This window comes from Bauldia sp. (assembly GCF_965232525.1).
Taxonomy (GTDB): domain Bacteria; phylum Pseudomonadota; class Alphaproteobacteria; order Rhizobiales; family Kaistiaceae; genus Bauldia.
Window position 1 is genome coordinate 480,336 of sequence record NZ_OZ246980.1, and the last position, 17,423, is coordinate 497,758.

The window sequence follows — 17,423 nt, forward strand, 5'->3', positions numbered from 1 at the left end:
GCTACCAGCCGCCACCCCCTCCACCGCCGCCACCACCGCCGGATCCACCACCGCCGCCGGAGAATCCGGACGACGACGATTTCGGCCGCGGTAGCGAACTGGCGAATGACGATTGCGCCGACGACACGGTCGAGGCGATCGCGCCGGCGATCGACCGGCCGCCCCAACCATGCCCGCCACGCCAGGCGGGCCGGTATGAACCCTCGACCGTCTCGCCCGGATGGGCGTGGGCGAAGGCGGTCGCGAAGGCTTCCGTCCACGGCTCTTCGGCGCCGAGCGCCACCGCGTAAGGCAACAGCCGTTCGAACTGGGTCTGGTCGAGATCGGGCGCACCGGCGAGGTTCATACGGTTCGACTCCGCCGTGCGGATATACATCTCCAGGCCGGCGATCTGGTCCATCACCACCCGACCGGCGGCGGTCGGCGCCCGGAGCAGGTAGTAGAACGCGGCGTTGAGCGCCGCGAAGCCGGCGACCAGCGCCAGCGGAAAACCGTTGGCGGCGAGCGCCCAGAGCACCTTCGATCCGTAGCCCGACGGGAAAGCGGAGGCGATGCCACCGGCGGCCGACACGAAGCCGATCGCGATGATCGCCAGAACGACCAGATTGAAGCCGATGGCGACGGTCGAGCCGACCGTGCGCGCCTTCATCAGCCCCCGCACCAGCGGGATGATGAAAACGCCAAGGAAGACGCCGATCATCGCGGCCGCGATCAGCAGGCCGATCTCCTCCTCGGGCACACCGCCGAACACCAGAACGGCGACGATCACCAAAGCGGTCAGTACGAGCCCGAGGACGAAGTAGCCGCGATTGCGCTTGAAGAAGCGATCGCGGTTCTCGTTTTCCACCGCGCTCTTGAACTTGCGGAAGGCGGACGCGACGCTCCTGCCGTTCGCCTTGTTGATGGTGATGCGGCCATCGCGTCGGTCAATCCAGTCCAGGATCGCGTTTTCGCCCGGCGGCAGCCGCTTGTCAGGCCGTGCGGCTTCCGTGCGCGACAGCACGATGTCCTCACCCGATTCGTCGAAGACGATCAGCCCCCTCACCGCCAGCGACAGGGCCGCGGCGGTGAATTCGCGCCAGCCGCCGCTCCAGCCATAGTCGCGGACATAACCGGCGAGCGCCGGGGAGATGCCTTCGGGCGGGTGGAACAGCGGAATGATCGTGCCCTGCGGCGGATCGCGGCCGACCGACCGCCAGACGAGCACATAGAAGGCGAGGACGCCGAGGAAGCCGAGCCCGCCGAGGACGAAACGGCGGTTGTCGAGAAACCAGTAGCTGAAGGCCTGCATGCCCTCTGGCGCAGCGACGAGGCCTTGCGGGATCTCCGCCGCCACCGACAGCCCCTCGCCCGGCGCAAGCGGGGCGGTGGTGCGTACCGTCAGGGTGCCATCCGCCTCGACCGCGCCGGTATAGGCGTCGCCACGCTCGCCAAAGCCGCCGGTGAAGGCGGTCCAGCGGACCGGTGGCCGGTCGTCCGGTAAGGTGAACCGCGCGGTCACGGTATCGATCGGAAACGCCCAGTCGTTGCCGGTGACGTTCCAGAACAGCTCGGTCTCGGCCTCGCGGAAACGAATCTGCCGGCCGGTCTCGTAGCGAATGGTGTAGGTGTAAGTGCCCGGATCGAGGAGCACGTCCTCATGACCGATATAGATGCGGATGCCGTCTGCGTTGGAGGCGGTGTGGTAGGGCTCCTCGGCGCCGTCGCGGCTGATCCCCTCGATCGTGAAGCTGACCCGCCGGATCGCGCCGGATTCGTCCTCGAAGGTGAGCGGGAAGTCGCGGAAGATGCCGCGCCTGATCTGGTCGCCCTCGGCGACGACTTCGATTGTCTCGGTGACATCGAGGACACCGTCCGCCCGGACCACGACGTCCGCGTCGAAGCTGACGATGCGCTCCTCGGCGGCCGCGGTGGCCGACCAAGCGGCGACGAGGACCGCAAGGGACGCGAGCCACCTCATGACGCCGACCGGTCGAAATCGACGTCGGGCACCGCGCGGTCGGCGGCGCCGATCTCGAAGAAGTCGCGCTCGCGGAAGCCGAACAGACCGGCGACCAGGTTGCTCGGGAAGGATTCGATCTGGACGTTCAGATTGCGGGCGGCGCCGTTGTAGTAGCGCCGCGCCATCTGGATGTCGTTTTCCACCGCGGCCAGCGCCTTCTGCAGTTCGAGGAAGTTTTCGCTCGCCTTGAGGTCGGGATAGTTCTCGGCAAGCGCCATCAACCGGCCGATCGCCACCGACAGGCGGGTCTCGACCTTGCCACGGCCGGCGACGTCACCCTCCGGCAGCATGGTTGCCTTGGCGCGCAGCGCGGTGACCTGCTCAAGCAGCTGGTTCTCGTGGGCGGCGTAGCCCTTCACCGTGGTGACCAGGTTGGGGATCAGGTCGGCCCGGCGCTTGAGCTGCACGTCGATGCCGCTCCATCCCTCGTCGGCGAGCTGCCGGACCCGAACGAGCCGGTTGTAGAGCACGATGCCGACCCCGATCACGACCGCGATCAGAGCGAGGAACGCCCAGAACGTCATCGGCTCGTTGGGTGCGCGGGTGCCTGCGCCATCCCTTGCGCCCCTCCCCTAGGAAACCACCGTGTCGGTTGTCGCCGACTCGTGGTTTACTGGAAAGGAGCGCAACATGACACTACCGAAACGCGAGACGCGGCCGAGGCAACGACCCATGAGATCCAACCTCAGATACGGCGCGGCGGCGGCTCTCGCGCTTCTGCTCGCAGCGCTACCGGCGACAGCGGAATCCACGGGGACATTCGCGATCGTCACCGACATCCATTTCGACCCGTTCGATCCGCCGGACATCGCCAAGACCCTCGTGGATGCGGACCCGAGCGACTGGGCCGCGCACTTCGCGGCCCTGGATGACCAGAAGGCCGCGCAATGGGGCAGCGACACCAACTACGCGCTGTTCGCCTCCGCCCTCGGCGCCATCGCCAAGACCACCGCCGATGTCGATTTCGTCATCATGCCGGGCGATTTCCTCTCCCACGGTTTCCCGGAGGACGTGGCCAAGATCTTTGGCAACGACGCGGACACGATCCATCCCATCCTTGCCGAGAAGACGGCCTTGTTCGTCGCGGACGCGCTGGCCAAGGCTATGCCGGACAAGCCGATCCTGTTTGCCCTCGGCAACACCGACTCCAATTGCGGCGATTATGAAATCGAGCCGGGCGGCGCCTTTCTGTCGGCCACCCGCGACATGGTCCGCAGGTTCGCCGGCGCGGATCGGCTGGCTGCCGACTTCGACCAGACCTACGACGCCGGCGGCTACTACACCGCCCGGCACCCGACCGTGGCGAACACGGTCATCATCGTCATCAACGACATCCTGTGGTCGCCGAAATACGCCAATCGGTGCGGCGCCGATGGCGACGCCGCCGGACAGGTACAGATGGACTGGCTATCGAAAACGCTGGCGGTACGGAAAGCGGCCGGGGAACGGGTGTGGATCGTGCATCACATCCCGTTGGGGATGGATTCCTACTCGACCGAGCATTCGAAGGCGGAAACCTGTCCGGCGAAAGTCATTCCCCACCTGCGCGCCTCATTCAGCGCCCAACTGCTGGCGCTGGTTGCCGAGTACGCCGACATCATCGACGTTAGCTTCTCCGGCCACATCCACACGGACGATTTCCGCGTGGTAGTCGACGCCGATGGCCACGAAATTGCCGCTGACAAGATCTCTCCGGCGATCAGCCCGATTTTCGGGCAGAACCCCGGCTTCCAGGTGTTCACGTACGATCCGGCGACCGGCGTCCCAACCGACTACACCACCTACCACCTGACCGATCTCCCGGATGTCACGACGTCCAATCCCGGTACATGGCGCGAGGAGTACGTATTCTCTGCCGCCTACGGATTGGGGCCGTATTCGACTCAATCGGTCGCGGCGCTGTGGAATGGGTTGGACGAGCCGGGGCATGTGCGCGACGTTTACCTTCGCAACTACAACGATGGTCACGAGCCGCTCGCCGTGGGCGACCTCGCCGCCTATCGCTGCGCGATGGGATGGCTGACCAAGGAAACCTTTACAGACTGCTATTGCGGCGATCCGAAAAACTGACCGCCCGCAACAGAGGTCATTGCGGCGACGACGGCCGATCGCCAAAGTACGGTCGGCTTCCCGAACGAAGGACGACGAATACACGATGCGACGATTTCTTCTTGTACTGATCACGATTGCCGCCCTGCCGACGACCGCCTTGGCGGACAAAGCCCTGGAGGCCGAGGCGCTCGCCGCCATCAATCGCGTGTTCGACGCCCTGATGACCGGCGATCCGGACCAGGTCGCGCCGCTGCTCGCGCCGGAGTTCCAGATCGTGCGGTCCTATGGCGCGGCCTACGACCGCGAGCAATATCTCGCCCAATCGATCCCGAAATTCGAAACCAAGCCGGCCTTCAAGGACCTGGTAGCGACCCGTAACGGCGATATCGTGGTGACCCGGATGCGCTTGGAGGTCGAGGAGCTGCTCGACGGCAAGAAGGCGGTCAGCGACTCGCCCCAGCTCATCGTCTTCCGGATCACCCCGGATGCCTGGCAGGTGGTCGCTTCCGGGAACTTCGCACCGATCGAAGACTGAACGGGGAACCGGCCAGCGGCTCGCCGCTGTCTTCTTCTGGCAAGATACTTGCTGCACCCTGCTCGCGTACCCAACCTTCCGGTAGACCACCGGCGATGAGAGGCCGATGCCATGTCAGGCAGGATCATCACCCTCGCCCAGCAGAAAGGCGGCTCGGGTAAGACCACTGTCGCCGCCCACCTGGCGGTGGCGTTTGCCCGAGGGGACAAGTCGGTGGCAGTGGTCGATGTCGATCCGCAGGGCAGCCTCGGCGAATGGTTCGAGCGCCGCGAGGACCGGCTTGGCGATGACGGGATCGATTTGACGTTCCGCACAGCGAGCGGTTGGGGGGCGCGGCGCGAAGCCCGGCAACTCGCCCGCCACCACGACATCGTGGTCATCGACACGCCGCCGAAATCGGATACCGAAATGCGGCCGGCGATCGAGATCGCCGACCTGGTGATCGTGCCGATCCAGCCGACCCCGGTGGACCTCTGGGCGACCGACCCCACGCTGGCAATGGTTGCCAAGGAACGCGGCGAGGCGCTGCTGGTGATGAACCGGGTCGTGCGTCGGGCGCTGCTCAGCGCCGAGATGGCGGCGGCCGCCCGCGAACTCGGTCATCGGGTTGCCGCGGCGCAGATCGGCAACCGAGTCGCATTTCCGGCAAGCATGGGGCACGGTAGTACAGTGCTCGAAACGGAGCCGCGCGGGCTGGCGGCCGAAGAAGTCGGCGAACTCGCCAAGGAAGTCCGCAAGGCCTGATCGAGCAACCGGCCGCGGTCGTCTTGAAAGAGGAGAAGATCAATGCAGATGTGGAAGCCGTGCGTTGCCCTTGTGGCCGCGATCATCGTGTCGGCACCGGCGGTTGCAGACGACCCAGACCTTACTGAATTCGATGCTATCCGAGATGAACTCAACGCCGCTTTCGCCGCCCAGAACGTCGACAAGATCAAGACGATGATGACGCCAGACCATGTCGCCGCGACCACCTATTATGGCGGTCCCCTCGATACCCCGACAGAGTTGGAGGCGGTGCTCAAGTTCAATGTCGACGAGGCGGAGTTCACGCCATCGAAGGTTTCGCTGCTGGCACCGACCGTTGCGCTGGTGACCTACGAAAACACCTATGTCGGCACCTTCGATGGCGAGCCGCTGCCGCCAAAGGTGTTCGTGTCCGAAATCTGGGTGCAGCAAGACGGAACCTGGCTGCAACGGCTCTATCAGGAAACGCCGATCCCGGCAGAGTAGCCCGTGCGATCAGAGGCGGCGGACCGAGGTGGGCGGTCCTGCTGAAGCGGCGATCCGGCCAATCGCTTCGGTCAGCGGCTCGACCACCACGCGCATGTGATGGCCGCTGGCGTGAACCATCGTCTGCTCGTCGACCATGATCGCTATGTGGCCGCGCCAGAACACCAGGTCGCCGCGCTTGAGGTCGGCTTCGGGTCCTCCATCGACCGGCTTCCCCAACGCGTCTTCCTGTAGGTCGGTGTCACGCGGGGCGGCGATGCCGGCGGTCATCAAGGACAGTTGCACCAGCGCCGAGCAATCGAGGCCGAGACTGGTCCGCCCGCCCCAAAGGTATGGCGTTTCGAGAAACCGCAGGGCCGTGGCGACGAAATCCGCCACCGGCAGAGCGCCGAGATCGGCGACATGATCGGCCACCACAGCGCCGGATCCGTCGGCAAGGCGGCGGAACCGGGTGCCGCGGGTTTCGACCACGGTGTCCTCCAGGGCGAGGCGGCCGCCAAGCGACAGCCAGCCGGTGGCCGGGCGCTTCATGTCCGGCTCGGGATAGACGAACGTGCGCAGGACCTGGACCTGGTGGGTTGGCGGCGGTTCGAACCCGACCAGCGCGGCGGCCTCACAGTAGCCGACATAGCGATCCGTCTCACTCTGGACCCAGGCCCAGTCGTCTGTCTGGTCGAACACGCGGACCACCTCGCCGCGGAGCAACTCGCTGTCCCAACCCGAGGTTCGGCCCGGCGCCTTGCGCAGCGGCGTCGATGACGCGCCGACCCGGCGCGGTGCCCCGTCGACGAAACGGGCGGCCGTCACACGCCCCGCCAGCGCCGCGTCGGCCAGATCGGGCCGGACGGCATGGAGACGCGGGTCGAGGGGCGTGGCCGTCATCGCGTTCTCACAACGGCATGGTGCGATAGCGGGCGACGATCGCGTCGCCGAGTTGTTCGACCGCGAGCGCACCGGCAAGGGTTCGCTGGATCAGGACGTTGCGCCGGTCGTCCGCGTCGCGGCGACGGGTGAGCAGGCCGAGGCGGCCCATGCTGTCGAGCGCGCGGGTGATCACCGGCTTGGTGACGCCGAGCTTGCCGGCCAGACCGCGGACCGTGTGCGGCGGCGGCTCGAGATAAACGGTCAGCAGGACGGCGAGCTGCCGCGCCGACAGGTCCGGATGATCGTCGCGGACCTGTTCGAGTGTCACATCATGCCAGAGGCGAAGCGCCTGGGCGGGCCTTATCTCGGCCGGCATCGGGTATCCTGTTCGTTTCGGACCCGAACCATTTAGCCGCCGGCGCCGCCGCGTTCAAGCGCCGTAGCGTGCGCTCAGCCAAGCGAACAATGCCCGGATCGCCTGCGCTTCCCCGCCTTCCGGCTTGCCGGGCTTGGCGCTCGGCGTCCAAGCGAAGATGTCGCCATGGAGCCAGGGTATGTCGTCGGGGACGAAACGCGACAGGAACAATGCGGCGGTGATCGAACCGGCGAATGGCGAATTGCCCGCGTTGTTGATGTCGGCCACCTTCGAGTCGAGCATCGTCTGATAATCCGGCCACAGCGGCATGTGCCAGACCGGATCGGCGACGGCGTCGCCATGGCGCGTCAGTTCGGCAATCAGCGAATCATCTGTGCCGTAGATCGGGGCGATGTCCGGACCCACGGCAACGCGGGCAGCGCCGGTCAGGGTAGCGAGATCGACGATCAGGTCGGGCTTCTCCTCGGCCGCCAGCGCCAGTGCGTCGGCGAGCACCAGGCGGCCCTCGGCATCGGTGTTGCCGATCTCGACGGTGAGCCCCTTGCGGCTGCGAAACACGTCGCCCGGCCGGAAAGCGCGGCTCGACACCGCGTTCTCCACCGCGGGGATCAGCACCCGCAACCGCACCGGCAAACCGGCATCCATCACCATGTGGGCCAGGCCGAGGATGTTGGCGGCACCGCCCATGTCCTTCTTCATCAGGCGCATACCGGCGGACGGCTTGATGTCGAGGCCGCCGGTATCGAAACACACACCCTTGCCGACCAGGGTCAAGCGCGGCGCGGCGTCATCGCCCCAGGTGACATCGATGAGGCGGGGCGAGCGCGCCACTGTCGCGCCGGCGCCGACCGTGTGGATCAGGGGGAAACCCTCCGCCAGTGCGTCGCCATAAACGACCGCGAACGCCGCCCCATGACGCTCGGCGAGGTCGGCCGCCGCTTCGGCGAGTTCCGTGGGTCCCATGTCGTTGGCCGGGGTGTTGACCAGATCGCGCGCCAGGGTCACTCCGTCCGCGATACGGGCGACATGGGCCGCGTCGACGCCGGTTGGCACCTGCAATCGCGGTCCCGGTTCGCCGGCCCGGTAACGGCTGAACCGGTAGGCGCCGAGGGCGAAGGCGAGCGTTGCCAGGGCCGGATCGTCGAAACCGGAGCCAAGGGCGTAATCGCCGGCGGGAAGCCGTGCCCCAAGCGTGCCGGCGACCAGCGACGGGCGATCGGCCGCCTCGCCCAGTCCGAACAGGACCGCCGCGGCGCCGCCATCGTCGCCGGGCAGCGTCAGGATTGCCCCAGCGTTTGCCTTGAACTCCGCCGCGGCCACCCAGCCGCGCCACGCCGCGCCCGGCCCCGCCAGAAATGGGTCAAGGGTTGTCGGCGTGACGGCATGGATCGGACGGAGCGCGGATGACGCGCCGGTGAACAAACTATCGGGCAAGCGGGCCTCCCTCGGGGATCATCGGGACACCGAGTGGTAGCATAACCGCGCGTGGGCGATGCACGGACGCGACGCCGCATGCCTCAAGGCAGCGCAGCGTTTTGTCGTGACGGGACGTGGGCACCCGATCTCGGAAGGCGACGATCAGTCGGAGGTGTGGTCGGCCGGCGTCGCCGGCCGGTGGTCAGAGAGCCAGCGTTACTGGCCGGTCATTTTGGCGGTGATCTCGCTCAGCGCCGGCGTCAGATAGGTGCCGATGGCGGTTGCGCCGACGATGATGCCGATCGCGATCAGCGAGGCGATCAGGCCATACTCGATCGCGGTTGCCCCGGGTTCGTCCTTGCCAAAGCGCGCGAGCAGATTCTTCATGATTGACTCCTCACTCCACAGATCGGCCGAGCGGGGCGTTTGAGTATTTATTGTGTCTGCGCGCTCCCGAAGCCGCGAGACAATTTACTTAGAATTTGCTGCAATCAAGTTAATGACTAGGTTTATTGTTAGGATATTAAGTTACGGCTTATTAACTTTAAGAAATATCTAAGGCATACGGCAAAAGAATGGCCACTCAAGTCTTTTCAAATTGTATCGATGTCGTTAGCAATTCGTTCACGATAACCGGGAAGGCGGCGTTTACCACGCCGAACCGGACCGAGACCGCCGCATCGCGCGGCCCGCCCGCGCTACTGACCGGACGCCTCCTCTGGCGTCACCAGATCGATCACCACGCTGTAGAGGCTGGCGTCCGGCGTGGTGAAACCGCCACCGCCGAAGCCCAGACGATCGACCGCATCGAGCGCCTGGGGATTGGTCTGCGCCATCAACGTCAGCGCCTGGCCGAGCAACTGCTTCAGTTCCGGTGGCAGGGTGCTGCGCACAACATGCGGGCCGAACGGGATGAGGGGCGACTTCCAGATGACCCGGATGCGGGCCATGTCGAGCTCATCCGCGGCGACCATCCGGGACAGGACGCCGAAGTCGTAGCCCGTCGCCGACGGTCCGGTCAGGCTAGACCAGCCGACACCGACATCGACGTCGCCGGACAGCACCGCGGTGATCGCCGCTCGCGGATCCTCGACTGTGGCGATGCGGGTGAAGTACTGGCGCGGCGCGATGCCCTCCTCGGCGAACGCCGCCATCGGAACCAGCCGCCCGGCGACGGAGTCCGCTCCGGTCAGCGCCAGGCTCTTCCCACGCGCATCGGCGAGCGAGGCGATGTCACTGTCGGCCGACGCCACCAGGATCGAGTGGAAGCCGAGCGCACCGTCGGCGGCGACTGGCGCCGCGATCGCCTCGACGCAGCCGCAGCTCACGGCGGCGGTGGCGAAACTGGTGGCGGTGTTGATGCCGTAATCGATGTCCGCGGCTTCATGGGCGGCGATCAACGCATCATAGCTGTCGAAGGTGACCAGCGCGACGGGGACCCTCGCGCGATCCTGCAGGTAGAGGCGAAACGGCTCAAGCCGTGTCGCGTCGTAGGCGGCGCCGGTCGGCGCGAAGACGCCGACTCTCAGAAGATCGATCTCGTCGCGCCAGTCGGCAAATCCGGCCTGGACCGCCACCAAGGACGATGCCGCCGCGACCAAGATGGCCCGGCACGCAGCACCAACCATCCGTCCCATGTTTCTCATCGTCACCGGCACCCCGTCATCGCGGTTCGTCTCATGCGTCCTTTGCTTCTGCAGCATCGTCCGTTTCGCCTTCCGTGTCGGCGAGGTCCTTGTTGACGTACCAGTCGTCGTATCGCGTCGCTTCCGGATACCAGCGCACAAAGCCGTTGGCCTCCATCAGGCTCTTGATCGCCTCCCGTTTCCGCTTGTCATGGGCGTGCTCGATCGTAAAGAAATCGATCCGACGCTTCGAGAAATCAAAGGCATCGAGGATCATGAATTCCGAGCCTTCGGTATCGACGGAGATGTAGTCGATGTGATCCGGCGCCTCGTAACGATCAAGCAGGTCGTTGAGGGTGAGAGTCGGTACCTCGATCTGGCGCTTCACTTCCCGGCCGTCATGAACGCCGGTGGCCGTACCCGAAATGCGGGCGTAAATCGGCAACTCAGTGCAGTCGAACGATACCGTCTCGCCGGAACGATCGGTGATGCATTCGTAGGCGATGTGGCATTGACGATTCTTCGCAAGGCCCTCGTGCCACTCCACGTTCGGCTCCGCGAGAATGCCGCTCCATCCGTAGTCCTTCTCCAGGACGAAGGTATTCGACATCACCCGCCCGTCGGTCGCGCCGAACTCGACGAAGTATCCGGCCCGCTTGTTTTTGGTCATGTGCAAGACCCAGGAATCCTGCGCGATGTTCGCCGTCGAGCGAGCCTTGTTGGCGATGGCGAACAGAAAGAAATCGACCATCGGCTGATAGTCGTGTTTGCCCCGATAGACGTGAAACATGATCTCGGCAACCAGGCGTTTTTCCGCCTGGGAGAAATCGACGTCCGTCCGGCCCTTCAGAGCCGCCGACGCTCTTCTCAGGACGGGCTCGAACAACCAAGGTTTCTCGAAGAGTTCGGACACGCTCGTTCCCCCCGGTGGCTCACAAGGGCTTCATCAGAACGCTGCTCGGCCATACCACGCCTGGCGCCATTATCGTTCGCAACCCTTACGTCCGCCGAAACGCGAAGGCGCTGCTTTGCCGATATGTCTCACCCGGCATCAAGGCCGTACGAGGGAATGCGGGTTGATTGGGCGCATCGGGGAACATCTGCGGCTCGAAGCACACACCGGACGACACGCGATAGCGGCGACCGCCGAGCCCGGGCACTGCAATATCCATCATGTTGCCGTCGTAGAACTGGACCCCCGGCTCGGTCGAATGCACGACCATCTCGACGCCGCTGATCGGCGAGCGAAGCCGCGCCAGCGGCCGAGGCGCATCGGCACGGCGCGTATCGATCGCCATGTTGATGTCATAGAGGACGCGCTCGCCGCCCTGGTTAAGCCGGATCGGGCGGGGTTCGCGAAAGTCGTAGGGCGTTCCCGCCACCGGACGAATCTCACCGATCGGAATCAGATACTCGTCGACGGGGGTGTAGGCGTCAGCGAAGATCTGGACGTCGTGGTCGAGGATCGAGTCGCCGTCGTCGAGGTTGAAATAGGAGTGCTGCGCCAGGTTGACGACGGTCTCAGCGTCGGTGGTGGCGGTGATATCGAAAGCGAGCGTCGCCGGCGCGCGCACCTCATAGCGACAGGTCACCGCGAGTCGGCCGGGATAGCCCTGATCGCCATCTTCGCTGACGAGCGCCAGCGTGACGCTGCGATCGTTATGTTCCACCAGTTGCCAGTTGCGCACGCCGAAACCGTGGGAACCGCCGTGCAGATGGGTTCGCCCGGCTTCGTTGAGGTCGAGTGTGTAGCGGGTTCCGTCGATTTCCAGCCGCCCGCCGGCGGTGCGATTGGCCGTGCGGCCGACCAGCGCGCCGAAGAAGGGCGAGTGCAGCCGGTAGCTGTCGAAGTCGTCGAAGCCGAGGACCAGCGGATGGTCGATCCCGGCAAGGCGCACGTCCCGGATGACCGCGCCATACGTCATGATCTGCGCCGAAAGGGCGTCGTTGCCGATCGTCACCTCGTGCACGTCGGCGCCGTCGGGCATCTGCCCGAACCGTCTTGCTGTCATCGGGTCGCCCTCAGATCGTCTGATTGTAGTCACCGACCTGAGGGTGTTCGCGCAACACCTTGTCAACGGTCGCAAACATCTCACGCATCCGGGCTTCCGACACTGGGCTCTCGACGACCACCACCAGCTCCGGCTTATTCGACGACGCCCGCACCAGGCCCCAGGTACCGTCGTCCATGACGACCCGGACCCCGTTGACCGTCACCAGATCGGCGATCGCGTGATCGTCGAGGGTCTCGCCGGCGTCGCGCATCGCGATGAACCGGTCGCGGACGGCATCGGCCACGGCGTACTTCACTTCGTCGTCGCAGTGCGCCGCCATGGTCGGCGAGCCCCAGGTCCGGGGTAGCGCCCGCTTGAGGTCGGCCATCGACTTGTCCGGATTGCGGTCGAGCATGTCGAGCACCGCGATCGCGGACACCAAGCCGTCGTCGTAACCGCGGCCAATCGGCTGGTTGAAAAAGTAGTGGCCGGATTTCTCGAAGCCGGCCAGCGCCTTCAACTCGTGCACCCGGCGCTTGATGTAGGAATGGCCGGTCTTCCAGTAGTCGGCGCCGGCGTCATTCTCCTTCAGCACCGGATCGGTGGCGAACAGCCCGGTCGACTTGACGTCGACCACGAAGGTGCAGCCGCGGTGGAGCGCCGACAGATCGCGGGCCAGCATCACCCCGACCTTGTCGGCGAAGATTTCGTCGCCCTCGTTGTCGATGACGCCGCAGCGATCGCCGTCGCCGTCGAAACCGAGGCCGATGTCGGCATCGTGCTCCTTCACCGCGTCAGCGATGGCGTGCAGCATCTTCAAGTCTTCCGGGTTCGGATTGTAGCGCGGGAAAGTGTAGTCGAGCTCGGTGTCGAGGGGGATGACCTCGGCGCCGATCGCTTCCAGCACGCCGGGCACGAACGGGCCGGCGGTGCCATTGCCGCAGGCGGCGACCACCCTGATCTTGCGCTTAAGCCGCGGACGCGCGGTCAGGTCGACCGCGTAGCGCTCGGCAAGGTCCTCGACATAAACGTAAGAGCCTTCGTGGCGGAGGTCGAAATCGGCGTCGAGAACGATGGTCTTGAGCTTGCCCATCTCGTCCGGCCCGAAGGTAATCGGCCGCTGGGCGCCCATTTTCACCCCGGTCCAGCCGTTCTCGTTGTGCGACGCGGTCACCATGGCGACGGCAGGGACGTCGAGGGCGAACTGGCCGTAATAGGCCATCGGCGTCATCGCCAGGCCGATGTCATAGACGCGGCAGCCCGACGCCATCAGCCCGGTCATCAGCGCCGCTTTGATCGAACCGGAATACTCTCGGTAATCGTGGGCGGTGACGATCTCGCGCCGTACCCCCATGCGGCCAAGCAGAGTGCCGATCCCCATGCCAAGCGCGGTCACGCCCATCAGGTTCAGCTCGGGCGGCTTGTCGGAACCGGGAATCCCGTACCACCAGCGGGCGTCGTATTCTCGGAAGCCGGTCGGTTTGACCAGGGGCGTGGTCTCGAATTCCAGCGTATTCGGCCGAAGGTCGGAGCGGGGCTTGGGATACATCAGCAGCGTCCTTTGGAGGGTCGCCGGGTCTTAACAGAGCCACCGGCCCCGGGAAAGGCGGGGTTCGGCGTTACCGTTCCACTAGACCCAGCCGCCATCGAAGACGACGCTCTGATTGGTCACCGCCGAGGCTTCGTCGGAAGCGTAGAAGAGCACCGCGCGGGCGATGTCGGCAGGCTCGAGGGTGCGTTGCAGGCACTGATCGCGCATCAGTTGCTCGATGGCTTCCGGCGTTACCCATAACTCCTTCTGCCGGTCGGTCATGATCCAGCCGGGGGCGATCGAATTGATGCGGATGTTGTGTTCGCCGAGTTCATGGGCAAGGCCGCGGGTCAGACCGACGATGCCGGCCTTGGCGGCGGTGTAGACCGGCATGCCGCCAAAGGCGACCATCCACGAGCCCGACCCCATGTTGACGATGGCGCCGTTCTTCGCCTTCTTCATGTCGTCGACAACCGCTTGGATCGCGAAGAACTGGTGCTTCAGGTTGACGTTGATCCGTTCGTCGAAATAGTCCGAGGTCACTTCAGCCAGCGTGTGGCGCTCGTCATGAGCGGCGTTGTTGACCAGGACCGTGATCGGTCCCAGCGCCTTGCGGATCGCCTTGATGGCGGCGCGCAACGCGTCGATGTCGGTGAGATCGGCGGCCTCGAAGTGGACTTTTTGGCGACGGCGCTTGATCCGCCCGACCAGCGCCTTCGACGCCTTCTCGTTGACATCGATGAAGCCGACCTTCGACCCCTGCGCGGCAAAATGCTCGACAATCGACTCGCCGATGCCGCTGCCACCGCCGGTCACCAGGACCGTGCGGCCCTTGAGGCTCGGGTAGATCGCGCCATACTTCATCTTCACGGGTCGATGCCTCTCGCTTCTTCTGTGCCGGGGGGCCGAGGTCCACGATAAACGGGGCACCGCGGCGGGAAATGGCGTATAGCATTTCCTAACCTCGGTTGCCCATAATCCCCACCGGACCCGACCGGAGACCGCTGTTCATGCTTGGCATTCGTGTTATCGCCGCCGCTGCCGCCGGCATCCTGCTGACCGCGGGCGCGGCCCATGCCCAGGACGCCTACTATGGCGAGGCGCCGCAATATGTGCTCGATCTCGGTATCGGCGGGCTGGCCAAGCCGAAATATCCCGGCGCCGACGACTACATACTGGTGCCCTATCCGATCGCCCAGGTCAGTCGCTTCTATCTTCCTGTGGTCGGCCAGCAGTCGAAAAGTACCCGTAACGGGTTGTTCATCGGCCCGTCCTTCGGCATCAACGGCGAGCGCAAGCCGTCCGACGACAAGAGCCTCAAGGGCACCAAGAAGGTGCCGACATCATTCGAACTGGGCCTGCGCGGCGGCGTGCGATCCGGCCCGTTCACGGTCTATGCCTCCGCCCGCCAGGGGTTCGACGGCCACACCGGCCAGGTCGGCGACGTCGGCATCAACGTCACCATGCCGATCACGCCGAACCTGTCGCTGACCGCCGGGCCCCGCGCCGGCTGGGGCTCGCAGGATTACATGCGTACCTATTTCGGCGTGACCGGCAAGGAAGCCGCGCGCGGCCCGCTGAAAAAGTACCGCCCCGACGGCGGCTTCCAGTCGGTCGGCCTGGTCGCCACCGCGACCCTGGCGCTCAGCGACCGCACCAGCCTCCATGCCCGCGGTAGCTGGGACCGGCTGATCGGGGACGCGGGCGACAGCCCGATCGTCAAGGCCGGCGACAAGAACCAGTGGACCGCCGGCCTCGGCATCAGCCGCCGGTTCGACTTCAACCTGTTTCGGTAGGGCCCCCACCCGCTCGTCCCCGCAGAGGCGGGGATCCAGCTCGGCTTCGAGCTCGAGCCGCAGCTCAAACGCCATTCGGCCAGAGAACGACGGGGCATCATGCAGGGCGTCAACGCCGACTGGTTGGTCTTTCAATCCAACGTGTTCAGTAGGGACAATCTGGCCCTGGACGGAGCACCCCCTCTACGATCCGCCGGCCCTCAGCTGCTTCATGACCGTGCTCAGTAAGAGCTACGACCGCGAGCTCTCCGAGCGATTCGCATTTGACGAGTCCTGATCGCTCCAATGTCTCGAGGCACGTGCGAATGTCTTCATGAACTCCGCCGAGTGCCAATCTCTCTAGATAATCCCCGAGAACTCGTTCATTGCTGCGGTAGCCCACCTCTCGTTGTAGAACCCGTAGTATCGCAAGCGCGCGATGCTCGTTCCGAATCTGCTCCATAGTTGTCGGTTGGTTGGGTCGCTGATCTTCCAATTTAGGTCATCCGTTCGGTTTGGAGCATCGCGCGTCACCGTTCTTGCGTCTTTCGAGGCTCGCTTCGCTCGGTTCTCAAGATGAGGCTGGTGGTGTTAACCCCAAGGCCGTGCCCCGCCTAACGAGGCAACCCACGTCCCTCATGCTGAGGCGCGAGGGCGTGAGCCCGAGCCTCGAAGCGCGCACCGCCCGTTCACCGCTCGTCCCCGCGGAGGCGGGGACCCAGAGTTTGGCACAACATCTCCAGTACCGCCTGGATTCCCGCCTGCGCGGGAATGAGCGGAGGTTTGTGGATTCAGCGCGGCGGGCGCCTACCACCCACCGCTCAAGGCTGATACACGAACTCCAGCTTGAGGCCGTCGAGATCGGCGAAGAACACCGCGTGGTAGCCGGGGGCGTAGTCGGGGTAGTCGGCCGGCGGGTCGAGCACCGTGGCGCCGATGTCGCGCAGGAGATCGTGCATCCGGCCGACGTCTTCGCGGCTATCGGCCCGCCACGCCACATGATGCAGGCCGGGGGAGTAGCGGTCGTGCCGGCGCGACAGGCCGTCGCCGACCGCCCGCATCACCCCTATCGAGCAGAGCAGCCGGCCGTCCCCGTCGTTCAGATCCCAGTCGAAACCGCGGTCATGCTCCCTGGCCAGCCGATAGCCGAGGAAGCCGAGCACCGCGTCGTAGAAGGGACGCGACGCCCACGGATCGCGGACGGTGAGGTCGAGATGATCGATCGTTCCGCGCATAGGCCGGGTCCGCGGATCACTTCGTGCCATACAGCCGGTCGCCCGCGTCGCCGAGGCCGGGAACGATGTAACCATGGTCGTTGAGGTACTCGTCGATCGCCGCGGTGTAGATCGGGATATCCGGCTGCGCCGTGTGGAACCGCTCGATGCCCTCCGGCGCCGCCAGCAGGCAGACGAAGCGGATGTTATGGGCGCCGCGTTCCTTAAGTTTCTCGATCGCGGCGCTGGCCGAATTGGCGGTCGCCAGCATCGGGTCGACGACGATCACCAGCCGATCGGCGAGATCCTCCGGCGCCTTGAAGTAATACTCCACCGCCTCGAGACTTTCCGGATCGCGGTAGATGCCGATGTGGGCGACCCGAGCCGAGGGCACCAGGTCGAGCATGCCTTCCAGCAGCCCGTTGCCGGCCCGCAGGATCGAGGCGAACACCGGCTTCTTGCCTTCCAGGATCGGCGCGTCCACCGGCGCCAGCGGCGTCTCGATCCGAGTAAGGGTGAGTTTCAGATCGTGCATCACCTCGTAGGAGAGGAGCAGCGCGATCTCTCGTAACAGCCGGCGGAAACTGGCGGTCGAGGTGCCCTTGTCCCGCATCAGCGTCAGTTTGTGTTGAACCAGTGGATGATCGACGATCGTGACGTTCTGCATGATGCCTTCCCCGCTCGACTTTCCCCGCAAACTAGACGGCAAACCGGACCGGGGACAATGAAGCGAGGCACCGAACGCCGCGGTTGTCCCCGCCGGCGTGCCTGAACCGCGCCCCTATCCACAGGTCCGCGCCTCTCCTATG

18 protein-coding genes are annotated in these 17,423 nt (G+C 65.3%); 5 read left to right on the plus strand and 13 right to left on the minus strand.

Translation table 11 applies throughout. The features are described from left to right. Window position 1: 1 nt before the first annotated feature. Both ACO076_RS02210 and ACO076_RS02215 read right to left on the minus strand, forming a co-directional pair. Window positions 2–1,960 (minus strand): DUF2207 domain-containing protein, encoded by a 1,959-nt coding sequence (locus ACO076_RS02210; protein ID WP_421725106.1) that lies wholly within the window; start codon window positions 1,958–1,960, stop codon window positions 2–4. Further along, window positions 1,957–2,526 carry a LemA family protein gene (locus ACO076_RS02215; protein ID WP_421725107.1) on the minus strand — a complete coding sequence of 190 codons (570 nt, stop codon included), beginning with the start codon at window positions 2,524–2,526 and terminating at the stop codon, window positions 1,957–1,959. Before ACO076_RS02215 ends, ACO076_RS02210 begins: the two co-directional genes overlap by 4 nt. A 148-nt stretch (window positions 2,527–2,674) precedes the next feature. Here ACO076_RS02215 and ACO076_RS02220 point away from each other — a divergent pair, with 148 nt between their 5' ends. From ACO076_RS02220 to ACO076_RS02235, 4 genes are all read left to right on the plus strand, one after another. Further along, window positions 2,675–4,072 (plus strand): metallophosphoesterase, encoded by a 1,398-nt coding sequence (locus ACO076_RS02220; protein WP_421725108.1) that lies wholly within the window; start codon window positions 2,675–2,677, stop codon window positions 4,070–4,072. An 85-nt stretch (window positions 4,073–4,157) separates the two neighbouring features. After that, window positions 4,158–4,589 carry a nuclear transport factor 2 family protein gene (locus ACO076_RS02225; RefSeq protein WP_421725109.1) on the plus strand — a complete coding sequence of 144 codons (432 nt, stop codon included), beginning with the start codon at window positions 4,158–4,160 and terminating at the stop codon, window positions 4,587–4,589. Window positions 4,590–4,700: 111 nt separating this feature from the next. Further along, entirely contained in the window at window positions 4,701–5,333 is a 633-nt protein-coding gene (parA, locus tag ACO076_RS02230) for a ParA family partition ATPase (protein ID WP_421725110.1), read from the plus strand. A 42-nt stretch (window positions 5,334–5,375) separates the two neighbouring features. Then, window positions 5,376–5,819 carry a nuclear transport factor 2 family protein gene (locus tag ACO076_RS02235; protein WP_421725111.1) on the plus strand — a complete coding sequence of 148 codons (444 nt, stop codon included), beginning with the start codon at window positions 5,376–5,378 and terminating at the stop codon, window positions 5,817–5,819. 9 nt (window positions 5,820–5,828) lie between these two features. On the opposite strand, the gene ACO076_RS02240 is transcribed toward ACO076_RS02235, so the two are convergent. From ACO076_RS02240 to ACO076_RS02280, 9 genes are all read right to left on the minus strand, one after another. Continuing rightward, window positions 5,829–6,701 (minus strand): NlpC/P60 family protein, encoded by an 873-nt coding sequence (locus ACO076_RS02240; protein WP_421725112.1) that lies wholly within the window; start codon window positions 6,699–6,701, stop codon window positions 5,829–5,831. Between the two features lie 7 nt (window positions 6,702–6,708). After that, the gene (locus ACO076_RS02245; RefSeq protein ID WP_421725113.1) at window positions 6,709–7,059 is read right to left on the minus strand and encodes a MarR family transcriptional regulator; all 351 of its coding nucleotides are present in this window, start codon (window positions 7,057–7,059) and stop codon (window positions 6,709–6,711) included. A 54-nt stretch (window positions 7,060–7,113) separates the two neighbouring features. After that, window positions 7,114–8,493 carry a leucyl aminopeptidase family protein gene (locus ACO076_RS02250; RefSeq protein ID WP_421725114.1) on the minus strand — a complete coding sequence of 460 codons (1,380 nt, stop codon included), beginning with the start codon at window positions 8,491–8,493 and terminating at the stop codon, window positions 7,114–7,116. 198 nt (window positions 8,494–8,691) lie between these two features. Then, entirely contained in the window at window positions 8,692–8,862 is a 171-nt protein-coding gene (locus tag ACO076_RS02255; RefSeq protein WP_421725115.1) for a Flp family type IVb pilin, read from the minus strand. 311 nt (window positions 8,863–9,173) lie between these two features. Further along, the gene (locus tag ACO076_RS02260; RefSeq protein ID WP_421725116.1) at window positions 9,174–10,112 is read right to left on the minus strand and encodes a phosphate/phosphite/phosphonate ABC transporter substrate-binding protein; all 939 of its coding nucleotides are present in this window, start codon (window positions 10,110–10,112) and stop codon (window positions 9,174–9,176) included. 40 nt (window positions 10,113–10,152) lie between these two features. Beyond that, window positions 10,153–11,013 carry an FkbM family methyltransferase gene (locus ACO076_RS02265; RefSeq protein ID WP_421725117.1) on the minus strand — a complete coding sequence of 287 codons (861 nt, stop codon included), beginning with the start codon at window positions 11,011–11,013 and terminating at the stop codon, window positions 10,153–10,155. Window positions 11,014–11,098: 85 nt separating this feature from the next. Then, on the minus strand, window positions 11,099–12,112 hold the full coding sequence (locus ACO076_RS02270; protein WP_421725118.1) for an aldose epimerase family protein: 1,014 nt from the start codon (window positions 12,110–12,112) through the stop codon (window positions 11,099–11,101). 10 nt (window positions 12,113–12,122) lie between these two features. Then, window positions 12,123–13,643: a phosphomannomutase/phosphoglucomutase gene (locus tag ACO076_RS02275; RefSeq protein ID WP_421725119.1), complete on the minus strand. Its 1,521-nt coding sequence runs from the start codon at window positions 13,641–13,643 to the stop codon at window positions 12,123–12,125. Window positions 13,644–13,724: 81 nt separating this feature from the next. After that, complete coding sequence (locus ACO076_RS02280; protein WP_421726651.1) at window positions 13,725–14,489, minus strand: SDR family NAD(P)-dependent oxidoreductase; 765 nt, start codon at window positions 14,487–14,489, stop codon at window positions 13,725–13,727. Window positions 14,490–14,635: 146 nt separating this feature from the next. Between ACO076_RS02280 and ACO076_RS02285 the strand changes: the two genes are divergently transcribed. Further along, window positions 14,636–15,421, plus strand: coding sequence for a MipA/OmpV family protein (locus ACO076_RS02285; RefSeq protein WP_421725120.1), 786 nt, complete (start codon window positions 14,636–14,638; stop codon window positions 15,419–15,421). Between the two features lie 800 nt (window positions 15,422–16,221). On the opposite strand, the gene ACO076_RS02290 is transcribed toward ACO076_RS02285, so the two are convergent. Both ACO076_RS02290 and upp read right to left on the minus strand, forming a co-directional pair. Then, window positions 16,222–16,635, minus strand: coding sequence for a VOC family protein (locus ACO076_RS02290; RefSeq protein WP_421725121.1), 414 nt, complete (start codon window positions 16,633–16,635; stop codon window positions 16,222–16,224). 16 nt (window positions 16,636–16,651) lie between these two features. Continuing rightward, window positions 16,652–17,281, minus strand: a complete 630-nt coding sequence (upp, locus tag ACO076_RS02295; protein ID WP_421725122.1) for a uracil phosphoribosyltransferase — start codon at window positions 17,279–17,281, stop codon at window positions 16,652–16,654. Window positions 17,282–17,423 lie beyond the last annotated feature (142 nt).

Excerpts from the sequence above, each read along its gene's own strand:
- ACO076_RS02210 (WP_421725106.1), bottom strand. The coding sequence starts at position 1,960 with ATGAGGTGGCTCGCGTCCCTTGCGGTCCTCGTCGCCGCTTGGTCGGCC.
- ACO076_RS02290 (WP_421725121.1), bottom strand. The coding sequence starts at position 16,635 with ATGCGCGGAACGATCGATCATCTCGACCTCACCGTCCGCGATCCGTGG.
- ACO076_RS02225 (WP_421725109.1), top strand. The coding sequence starts at position 4,158 with ATGCGACGATTTCTTCTTGTACTGATCACGATTGCCGCCCTGCCGACG.
- ACO076_RS02280 (WP_421726651.1), bottom strand. The coding sequence starts at position 14,489 with ATGAAGTATGGCGCGATCTACCCGAGCCTCAAGGGCCGCACGGTCCTG.
- ACO076_RS02245 (WP_421725113.1), bottom strand. The coding sequence starts at position 7,059 with ATGCCGGCCGAGATAAGGCCCGCCCAGGCGCTTCGCCTCTGGCATGAT.
- ACO076_RS02270 (WP_421725118.1), bottom strand. The coding sequence starts at position 12,112 with ATGACAGCAAGACGGTTCGGGCAGATGCCCGACGGCGCCGACGTGCAC.
- upp (WP_421725122.1), bottom strand. The coding sequence starts at position 17,281 with ATGCAGAACGTCACGATCGTCGATCATCCACTGGTTCAACACAAACTG.
- ACO076_RS02285 (WP_421725120.1), top strand. The coding sequence starts at position 14,636 with ATGCTTGGCATTCGTGTTATCGCCGCCGCTGCCGCCGGCATCCTGCTG.
- ACO076_RS02240 (WP_421725112.1), bottom strand. The coding sequence starts at position 6,701 with ATGACGGCCACGCCCCTCGACCCGCGTCTCCATGCCGTCCGGCCCGAT.
- ACO076_RS02215 (WP_421725107.1), bottom strand. The coding sequence starts at position 2,526 with ATGACGTTCTGGGCGTTCCTCGCTCTGATCGCGGTCGTGATCGGGGTC.
- ACO076_RS02235 (WP_421725111.1), top strand. The coding sequence starts at position 5,376 with ATGCAGATGTGGAAGCCGTGCGTTGCCCTTGTGGCCGCGATCATCGTG.
- ACO076_RS02220 (WP_421725108.1), top strand. The coding sequence starts at position 2,675 with ATGAGATCCAACCTCAGATACGGCGCGGCGGCGGCTCTCGCGCTTCTG.
- ACO076_RS02275 (WP_421725119.1), bottom strand. The coding sequence starts at position 13,643 with ATGTATCCCAAGCCCCGCTCCGACCTTCGGCCGAATACGCTGGAATTC.
- parA (WP_421725110.1), top strand. The coding sequence starts at position 4,701 with ATGTCAGGCAGGATCATCACCCTCGCCCAGCAGAAAGGCGGCTCGGGT.
- ACO076_RS02260 (WP_421725116.1), bottom strand. The coding sequence starts at position 10,112 with ATGGGACGGATGGTTGGTGCTGCGTGCCGGGCCATCTTGGTCGCGGCG.
- ACO076_RS02255 (WP_421725115.1), bottom strand. The coding sequence starts at position 8,862 with ATGAAGAATCTGCTCGCGCGCTTTGGCAAGGACGAACCCGGGGCAACC.